The sequence below is a fragment of the Robertmurraya sp. DFI.2.37 genome (assembly GCF_029211245.1).
GTDB lineage: Bacteria > Bacillota > Bacilli > Bacillales > Cytobacillaceae > Robertmurraya > Robertmurraya methanolica_A.
Genome location: NZ_JARGEJ010000093.1, coordinates 1 through 9,396, shown reverse-complemented (window position 1 = coordinate 9,396; position 9,396 = coordinate 1). Strand labels below are relative to the sequence as shown.

Genomic DNA, 9,396 nt, shown 5'->3' with positions numbered 1-9,396 from the left:
TGTATTGGACATAAATCAAGTCAATCTCCCGAGTTTGCGGTCGAATGGAAGACGTATTGGACATAAATCGCAGTTAATCTCCTGAGCTTGCGGTCGAATGGAAGACGTATTGGACATAAATCGCAGTCAATCTCCCGAGTTTGCGGTCAAATGGAAGACGTATTGGACATAAATCGCAGTCAATCTCCCGAGCTTGCGGTCGAATGGAAGTCGTATTGGACATAAATCAAGTCAATCTCCCGAGTTTGCGTTCGAATGAGAGCTGTATTAGACATAAATCGAAGTCAATCTCCGAGTTTGCGGTCGAATGGAAGACGTATTGGACATAAAGCGCAGTCAATCTCCCGAGCTTGCGGTCAAATCGAAGTCGTATTAGACATGAATCGCAGTCAATCTTCCGAGCTTGCGGTCAAATCGAAGTCGTATTGGACATAAAGTGAAGTTAATTTCCCGAGTTTGCGGTCAAATAGAAGACGTATTGGACATAAAACGCAGTCAATCTCCGAGTTTGCGGTCAAATAGAAGTCATATTGGACATAAATCGAAGTCAATCTCCCGAGCTTGCGGTCAAATAGAAGTCGTATTGGACATGAATCGCAGTCAATCTCCCGAGTTTGCGGTCGAATAGAAGACGTATTAGACATAAATGAAGTCAATCTCCCGAGCTTTCGGTCAAATAGAAGTCATATTGGACATGAATCGAAGTTAATCTCCCGAGTTTGCGGTCGAATGGAAGTCGTATTGGACATAAATCAAGTCAATCTCCCGAGCTTGCGGTCAAATGGAAGTCGTATTGGACATAAATCGAAGTTAATTTCCCGAGCTTGCGGTCAAATCGAAGTCGTATTAGACATAAATCAAGTCAATCTCCCGAGTTTGCTGTCGAATGGAAGTCGTATTGGACATAAAGCGCAGTCAATCTCCCGAGCTAGCGGTCAAATGAGAGCTGTATTGGACATAAATCAAGTCAATTTCCTGAGTTTGCGGTCAAATGGAAGACGTATTGGACATAAATCAAGTCAATCTCCCGAGTTTGCGGTCAAATAGAAGTCATATTGGACATGAATCGAAGTTAATCTCCCGAGTTTGCGGTCGAATCGAAGTCATATTGGACATAAATCGAAGTTAATCTCCCGAGTTTGCGGTCGAATGAGAGCTGTATTGGACATAAATCGCAGTCAATCTCCCGAGCTTGCGGTCAAATGGTAGTCGTATTTGACATAAAGTGAAGTTAATTTCCCGAGTTTGCGGTCGAATGGAAGACGTATTGGACACGAAGTCAATCCAACCCCCAGTGTTCCCGCCGAATCAGAGCAGCATTAGACGCTAAGCGAAGTCAACCCTCCTCCCCGAATTTTCGCTCAAATCGCAGCAACACTAGAGGCGGAACAAAGTAAAAAGACTCGCATCCGACTGAATCAATCGCACCAAGATTTAATCCAACTCCTAACCCATCCATCTTTCATCCTCCCGTATTTCATTATAAAAAAACGCAGACCCTATTTGCTCACGGGTCTGCGCTTTCTGTGTATGGACTGAAAAAATCAGTTTCGTTTATTCAACGGTAATGTCAATTGTTAAAGTAACGGTGTTGTTGCTCTTATCTGTGAATGGTGCTTGTAGGACATAGTTTCCAGCTGGAATGATGTCATAGTTAGGGTGGTCAACGAGCTTCCACTTGCTATCTTCATAAACCAATGTTCCCCATGTTAGACCTTCACCAGGCTTTGCAGCTTCAACGTCAGTGCTTTCAAGAATGACTGTTACTTCTTGTCTGTCTGTGAACTGGTCGACTACTTCTAATTCAAGAGCGTTTAAATTAGCTACGCCGTCAGTAGCAGGTAGTTTAATAGTTGTTTCTGTAGCACCGTCGAAATCAAATGTGAATGGTGTGTCAAAGCCTTCTAATGTCACAGAACCAGTTGTGGCACCAGGCTTTGCATAGTCGAATGCTGCTTGAATGTCGTCAACGAAAATCGTTCCTTCTTTTCCAGCAAGATCGGCATGCTCGACAATGATCGATGTGCGATCTTCAGAAATCGTAATCTTCGTTGGCAATAGCTCCACTACTTCATCAGAGCCTGCTACTTCCATTTCTAATAATAAGAGATCAGCAATATCTTCTTCAGTTAAATCTTCCGCAAGTTCTTCGTCGAATGTAATAGAAAGAGAGGATGAATTAATAAGTTCCATTGACTCTGCATAGAAGAAATAAGAGTTATCAAAAATAAACTGAATCGTATTATAAAGAAGGTTTGCAAAATCTCCACGTTTGATATTTTGTACAGCACCAAACGATGTCTTTGTTACTCCATTTGTAATTCCTGTTCCGTATAATGCTTCAATCGACTTTTGGAAAGTGCCGCCAGCATCTGTGAAAGGAGAAGGAGCCGCAAAATCCTCCAATCCAAAGCCAAGTACAAGAATTTGAGCCATTGCCCCACGAGAAATCGGTTCATTAGGAGCGAATTTTTCGCTTGTAAAGCCTTTAACAATGCCCTCTGCAGCTAAAGCATTAACAGCACCAGCTACTCTTGGGAATAAATCTTTGAAGCCAGCATCCTTAGCATTTTCTGTGTCTAGACCTAAGGCATTTGCTAAAATCACCGCAGCATCACCGCGTGTTAAGCTTGAGTTTACACCAAACGAAGTGGTGCTTTTCCCTTGAACAATCTCATAATGGTAAAGAAAACTTACGGCTTCATCATAGCGAGGACCGACATCCGTAAATTGATGCTGTCTAATTTCTTCAGCCGATGCAAAAGGTGCGATCGCAGTTGTAGCTAGAGCTACTGTTGCACTTGTAGCGATGAATTTTTTATGAGAGTTAAGCATTCAATTGTTTCCCCCTGGAAATATCGTAATTTTTTGTGAAGCTTGTCTTGCTCATTTATATTAGCAAAAAAAAACAAATCGGAATATCAGTAAATAATCCCAGTGGAGGAATAAATCTGGAGGTATTTGTCAATGATGTAGCAACCGTACTAATTGGAAAAATATAGCATATCATCAAAATATAAATTTTTTTCGCGAATTGTGTAAATTTTAAGTAAGTTTATCCTCTTGCAAACCATTTTTGCTATAATAATAGATGGTATTTGCCAATCCTCTACAAAATTTTACACTGTTTTGTAGTGGGTGAATCAAAAAAACGTTCGCGGTAAAGGGAGGATAACGGATGAGTAACGGAAAAACATTACTTAAAAAATTCCTAGCCACTGCTACAACTGCAGCTTTGGTTACGGCGGTTGGAGCCAGTGTTTCTGCTTCATCTAACGGATTTACAGATGTACCAGAACGATATCAAGAGGCAGTGGATTTCTTAGTTTCCAAAGGGGCAAACGGCTTAACTAAAACATCTTTTGGCATTGATCAGGGGATTAAGCGCGTGGATGCAGCCGTTCTATTATCAAACGCGTTAGGCCTTAATACGGAAAATGCTCCTGCTTCTAACTTCACAGATGTTCCGTCTCGCGCTGTAGGTGCTGTAAATGCACTTAAAGCTGCAGGGATTACAAATGGAAAAACAGCGACAAAATTTGATTCAAATAGCACGATCACAAGAGGTGAAATCGCGATTTGGCTTCATAGAGCCTATAAGCTAGAGGGCGATGTGAATATTACCTTTACAGATGTTAGTGAAAGATATGCACAAGCTGTTAAAGCTTTAGTTGCAAACAACATTTCTGTTGGATTTTCCCCAACAAACTTTGGCACAGGTCAAGCAGCGAAGCGTGGCGATTATGCACTGCTTCTGCATAAAGCTTCCCAACTAGAAATGGACGGATTTGCCTTAACGATTATGCATACAAATGATACACATGCTCATTTAGAAAATGCGGCAAAACGTGCTACAGCCATTAAAGAAGTTAGAGCGGAAAATGAAGATGCCCTTCTTTTAGATGCAGGTGATGTTTTTTCAGGTACTCTTTATTTCAATAAGTACGAAGGACAAGCCGATCTTGAAGTGATGAACTACTTAAAATATGATGCGATGACTTTTGGAAATCACGAATTTGATTTAGGTTCAAGTGAGGATGGACATAAAGCATTAGCGGAATTTGTGAAAGGTGCAGACTTCCCGCTTATTAGTGCGAATGTTGATTTTTCAAAGGACCCATTATTTAATGATATTTACAAAGCTGGTATTGGTGATGCTAGTGCTGAAGTCAACGGCTTAATCTTCGATGGAATTGTCAAGGAAGTTAACGGCGAGAAAATTGGGATTTTCGGTTTAACAACTGAGGAAACGGTTGGAATTTCTAGCCCTGGTTCTATCGAATTTACGAATTATATTGAAGAAGCACGGAAAATGGTTTCAACGTTTAAAGAGGATTATGACATTAACAAAATTATTGCCGTAACCCATTTAGGATTTGATGATAGTCTTGAGTTCGATAATGACTTAGAGCTTGCTAAGCAAGTGGATGGCATTGATGTTATTGTTGGTGGTCATACGCATTCAACATTAAATGAGCCAACATTCGTTAAAGAAGGCACTGAGCCAACGGTTATTGTCCAAGCGAACGAATACAGCAAGTTCCTCGGTGTTCTCGATGTTGTCTTTGATGAAGATGGAATCGTGACTCATTATGATGGAGAGCTTATTGATGTAAGTACGAAAGCAGAAGATGCAGATGTGGTCAACATTTTAGCGCCATATGCAGCCGGTGTTGAGGAAATGGAAAATGAATCAATCGGGGTTGAAGCGGTTGTTACTTTAGACGGTGAACGCTCTAATGTCCGTACGAAGGAAACAAACCTTGGTAATTTGATTACAGACGGTATGTTAGCAACAGCTAAAAGTATTAATCCAAACACCGTAATCGCTGTCCAAAATAGTGGAGGCATTCGTGCTTCTATTGAAGCAGGCGATATTACACTCGGTAAAATTTTAACAACCATGCCTTTTGGTAATACATTAGGAATTATGAATTTAACAGGAGCAGAAATTATTGCCGCTCTTGAGCATAGCGTTAGTCAAGCACCGAATGAAAACGGTGGATTCCTGCAAGTTTCAGGGATGAAATTTACGTATGACAGCAGCAAGCCTGCAGGTGAAAGAGTTGTCACAGTCGAAGTAAGTGATGGAAACGGTGGCTACGTTGCAATCGATGAAACGGCTTCCTATTTCGTTGCTACGAATACCTTTACTGCTAAGGGTGGAGACAACTATGATGTATTTAAAGCAGCTTACGAAGATGGTCGCGTAAGTGAGCCAGGTTTTGTTGATTATGAAATGTTTAGAGATTACTTACAAACTCTTCCTGAGGTAAATCCTACAGTTGAAGGTCGTATTGTCGATGTAAACACAGCTGAATGATCTGATTATACTAAACCAACTTCAAGTTCCAATTTGGACACTTGAAGTTGGTTTTTTTGTTCAAAGATAAGAGGGGATACCATAGTGCTTCAAGCAGTTGTATTATGATGTCTAGTTGATGAACATCATGCCTAGACCGATAAATGGACTGTTTTGACCGATATATTTGTATAAAGACCGATAAAATGGAAAAAAGACTGAAATATTTCGATGTAGACCGAAAAAATGAAAAAAAGACCGAAATATTTTTTTAAAGACCGATATCCACAAAAGAGCACCATTTCGTATTCGTCGCCCCGCAATTGGAATGAATCGGCTCGAAGCATAGGCTGATCAGAACGTGAAGTTTAAATATAAGGACAAGACAGTTGGGAAGAAAAAAAGCGGTCATCTCTTGCCCCATTTGAAATTTCTATTAAGCAAACAGGAAGTCAGTTTTTTAATTGGTGGGTCATGGAAAAGGAGATTTTCCATTCAATGTGGTCAAGGGCTTTGATTTACTAGACAACGATCTGCCTATGTTTTTTAGGAGAGAAATGTGGTGGATAAATGGAGCCTGAACACGATATAGGAGTACATGAAAAAGAATACAAACTTTCGCACATCCTTTAACCAAAAAGGAGCAGGCGGTTTCTCTGAAATATTAAAAACTGATAGGTTATTGTCGAGGATGAAGTATAGGTGGTTTAACGATCCGACCAAGATAAGATAAAATTCATGTTCCTACTTTTGTTCACAATTAGGAGAAAAATTTTACGTCAATATAGCAGGCTAAAAAAAATAACAAAGTCTAATAGAACAAGATATCTCTGAAATGCAAGACATTTTTTTTCTAATAATTTATCCAAAATAAGAAAAATTTTCTTATTCTATCTTGTAACATATGCCTTATATGGTAAAATAGTTATGTAATATATCTTCCATTAAGGCGATAGATGTGGGACGATGGTTGGTTCTGGCCAAAAAGATATCTGCTTGCTTAAAGCAGATATCTTTTTGTCTTTATAGGACTATTCCCAATCTCGTCATCCTCTTTTTCCGAAAAATTTTCAGATAATTAAAAATATTACACCGTGAAATCTTTTTGTAAAAAAATTTGTCGAAGTATTGGGATCTATGGAAAACTAGGTTATAATTGGAAAATGATAGGTTTTTATTATTGAAGTTTAAAAGAGGGGTTGGTTTCACCAAATGAAAAAGAAATATCTCATACTAGGTCTTGCACTACTTTTTATGCTGCCGACAAATACAAATGTAGCTGCCGCCGAAACGAATCAGCAATTAACGCCCGGAATTAAATTAACGAAACAAAGCACAACGATTTCTAAGCAGAAACAGTCGGTTAATATATTGGATGTTAATTTAAATGACCCTTACACGACCGTGAATTTTGGCGTATCAGACCCAATTACGAAATTAAATCCTGTTACAACTTTAGCAAAATTACATACTCGCGACAAACATCATGTCGTAGGAGCGATTAATGCTTCCTTTTTCCATATGGATAATGGCAATCCTTCTTATTTATTAGCGACAAAAAATAAGATTAATAATTTAGGAGCTGTCTCCGGTGCTGATACAGGGTATATGTATACACCAGCCGCTTTTGGGATCGATAAAAACGGAAAAGCGATTATTGATAAGTTTAAGCTGAAAATATCGATTTCACACAATAATAAAACTTATGAGCTTACGGATTTCAATCGTCAGCGTAATCCAAATGAAAGTATACTCTTCACCAAAAGTTTCCGTTACAGCAATACGAGAACAAATGCCACCGGCTTAGAAGTAGTTGTAACCGGATTGGATAAGAACCTTGATCCAGGAGCAACCTTTGGGGAAAAGATAACAGGTAAGGTAACATCCATTAGACCTTATGGACGAACGACAAGTGCAACGATTCCAAAAAATGGTTTTGTTATATCGGCCCATGGTTCGAAGGTAGATCAAATTAGAGCGTTAAAGGTTGGCGATCCAATCTCGATTACTGTCGATATCGAGGATAAGTGGAAAGGCTCTGAATTTATGCTAGCGAGCGGCCCACTTTTAGTTCAAGGCGGAAAAGTGAACATGAGTATTAACCCAACGAGTCCACGTGCGACGCAAAGAGAGCCACGCAGTGCGGTAGCAGTCGATAAAACGGGTAAACGTGTTTTCTTAGTTACTGTTGATGGAAGACAGAAAAACCATAGTGCAGGGATGACGCTGAAGGAATTTAGCAATTACTTATTGAGCAAAGGAGCCTATCAAGCCATCAATCTAGATGGGGGCGGTTCTACGACGATGGCTGCTAGATTGCCAGGGAACCGTTATGCAACCTTAATTAATAAGCCGTCAGATGGAAGACAAAGATCAGTATCTGCTATTTTAGAAGCGATTAGTACGGCTCCATATGGAGACGCAGTATCCTTTAATGCAGCCTCATCAGCAGGTGGGAAATTGGCAATGGGTGGTTCAACAACCTTTACGATATCAAATGCTTTAGATTCTTATAACAATCTCCTTACCGTTAATTATGATAAAGTTTCCTACACGGTCGAAGGTGGAATTGGCAGAGTAGAGGGAAATAAATTTATTGCAGAAAAAGATGGGACAGGCTCTGTCACCGTTAAATATGGAAAAGCACAAAAGAAAATCCCGATTACGGTTACGGCCCCTGCCAAAATTACGGTTGAACCAAGTTCTATTAAAATCGGAATCAATCAAACACAGAATTTATCAGTCAAAGCCTTTGATTCAAGTGGAAAAGAATTGAAAATTAATCAAGGCAATGTCAAATGGACTACAAAAGGAAATGTTGGGACGTTCTCAAGCAATGGGGCGTTTAAAGCAGCATCTGCTCCGGCAAGCGGCAGCATTATTGCCCAGCACGGGACTAAAAAGGTAGAGATTCCTGTATCCGTGACGAATAAACCAGCACTTCTTGATGGCTTTGAATCGACCGCAAAATGGAAATCTGATAGCGTGCGTGCCAAAACATCTATTGGACTTATGAAAGACGGCATCCAAAAGGATGGAACTGGTTACTTAAAATTGAATTATGATTTTACGAATCAGAAAGGAACAGCAGCTTCTTATGCAGTGGCAGCCAGCCGCATTAAAATGGATGGAATGCCTCATTCCATTGGTTTATGGGTTTACGGTGATGGCAATAATCATTGGATCCGCGGACGATTATATGATGCAGCAGGAAAAGAAGTGATTGTTAACTTTACAGAAGAGGGCGCGCAAAATTGGATCGGCTGGAAGTTTGTCCAAGCAACAATCCCAAAAAATGTTAAGTATCCTCTCTCTTTTGAGCGAATTTATGTTGCGGAAACAAAGGATACAAACAAAAATAAAGGAACCATTTACTTTGATAAACTGCAGGCGATCTATCATACCCCATATACAGAAAACTATTTTGACGCAAGCAAGGCAACCAGCACGGTTAGTACTGAAAAGAAGTGGACAGTCGCTTTTAACATTGAATTGGATGAAAAATCTGTTAACAGCAAATCGATCTTTGTCGAGGATGTCCGAGGCAATCGCCTACCGGCTACGGTAAAACTTGCTGCTGATAAAAAATCAGTCATCGTGGAAGCTCCAAAAGACGGCTATGCGAAAAGTACAGCCTATCGTCTCGTCATATCAAGAGGCGTAAAATCAACGGAAGGAGCTCCAATGAAGAAGGATTACTACGTCCTCTTTAAAACAAACTAAGCTAAAGGGGCTTTCTGACCAGTCCTTAAAACAAAGGAAGTGGAGAAAAACAGTTCGTTTTCTCCACTTCCTTTTGTATTTTTGAGCGATATCCTTTGATAGGAACTGGCGATATCTGCTACTTTCAGCGTTTTGTCTTCCCATGCCTCTCCGCACTCCCGCGCACGTACCGCCTACTAGAGAACGTCCACAAGCCTTCCAGAGGCCTGTGCCCTTGCTGAGTGAGCTAATAAATAAAAAAAACAGGTTCAACGTCAATTGTTGGGGTGAAGTAACTCTTACTTCGCCCTTACCCAATATGAACACCCACTTTTTTATACTTATGTGTTAATAAGATTTTAGCTCTAAAACGCTTAAAGCTTCGGAAGCCA

Annotated in this window: 4 protein-coding genes; 2 read left to right on the top strand and 2 right to left on the bottom strand. The window is 40.1% G+C overall.

Annotation, left to right across the window (positions count from 1 at the left end; all coding sequences use genetic code 11):
• Positions 1-1,336: 1,336 nt before the first annotated feature.
• Both PZE06_RS24655 and PZE06_RS24650 read right to left on the bottom strand, forming a co-directional pair.
• Positions 1,337-1,459 (bottom strand): hypothetical protein, encoded by a 123-nt coding sequence (locus PZE06_RS24655; RefSeq protein ID WP_263641564.1) that lies wholly within the window; start codon positions 1,457-1,459, stop codon positions 1,337-1,339.
• A 95-nt stretch (positions 1,460-1,554) separates the two neighbouring features.
• Positions 1,555-2,835, bottom strand: coding sequence for an S-layer homology domain-containing protein (locus PZE06_RS24650; protein ID WP_150948731.1), 1,281 nt, complete (start codon positions 2,833-2,835; stop codon positions 1,555-1,557).
• A gap of 343 nt (positions 2,836-3,178) precedes the next feature.
• Between PZE06_RS24650 and PZE06_RS24645 the strand changes: the two genes are divergently transcribed.
• Both PZE06_RS24645 and PZE06_RS24640 read left to right on the top strand, forming a co-directional pair.
• The gene (locus PZE06_RS24645) at positions 3,179-5,323 is read left to right on the top strand and encodes a 5'-nucleotidase C-terminal domain-containing protein (RefSeq protein WP_150948729.1); all 2,145 of its coding nucleotides are present in this window, start codon (positions 3,179-3,181) and stop codon (positions 5,321-5,323) included.
• 1,191 nt (positions 5,324-6,514) lie between these two features.
• Positions 6,515-9,025 (top strand): phosphodiester glycosidase family protein, encoded by a 2,511-nt coding sequence (locus tag PZE06_RS24640; RefSeq protein WP_150948727.1) that lies wholly within the window; start codon positions 6,515-6,517, stop codon positions 9,023-9,025.
• Positions 9,026-9,396 lie beyond the last annotated feature (371 nt).

Excerpts from the sequence above, each read along its gene's own strand:
- PZE06_RS24645 (WP_150948729.1), top strand. The coding sequence starts at position 3,179 with ATGAGTAACGGAAAAACATTACTTAAAAAATTCCTAGCCACTGCTACA.
- PZE06_RS24655 (WP_263641564.1), bottom strand. The coding sequence starts at position 1,459 with ATGGATGGGTTAGGAGTTGGATTAAATCTTGGTGCGATTGATTCAGTC.
- PZE06_RS24640 (WP_150948727.1), top strand. The coding sequence starts at position 6,515 with ATGAAAAAGAAATATCTCATACTAGGTCTTGCACTACTTTTTATGCTG.
- PZE06_RS24650 (WP_150948731.1), bottom strand. The coding sequence starts at position 2,835 with ATGCTTAACTCTCATAAAAAATTCATCGCTACAAGTGCAACAGTAGCT.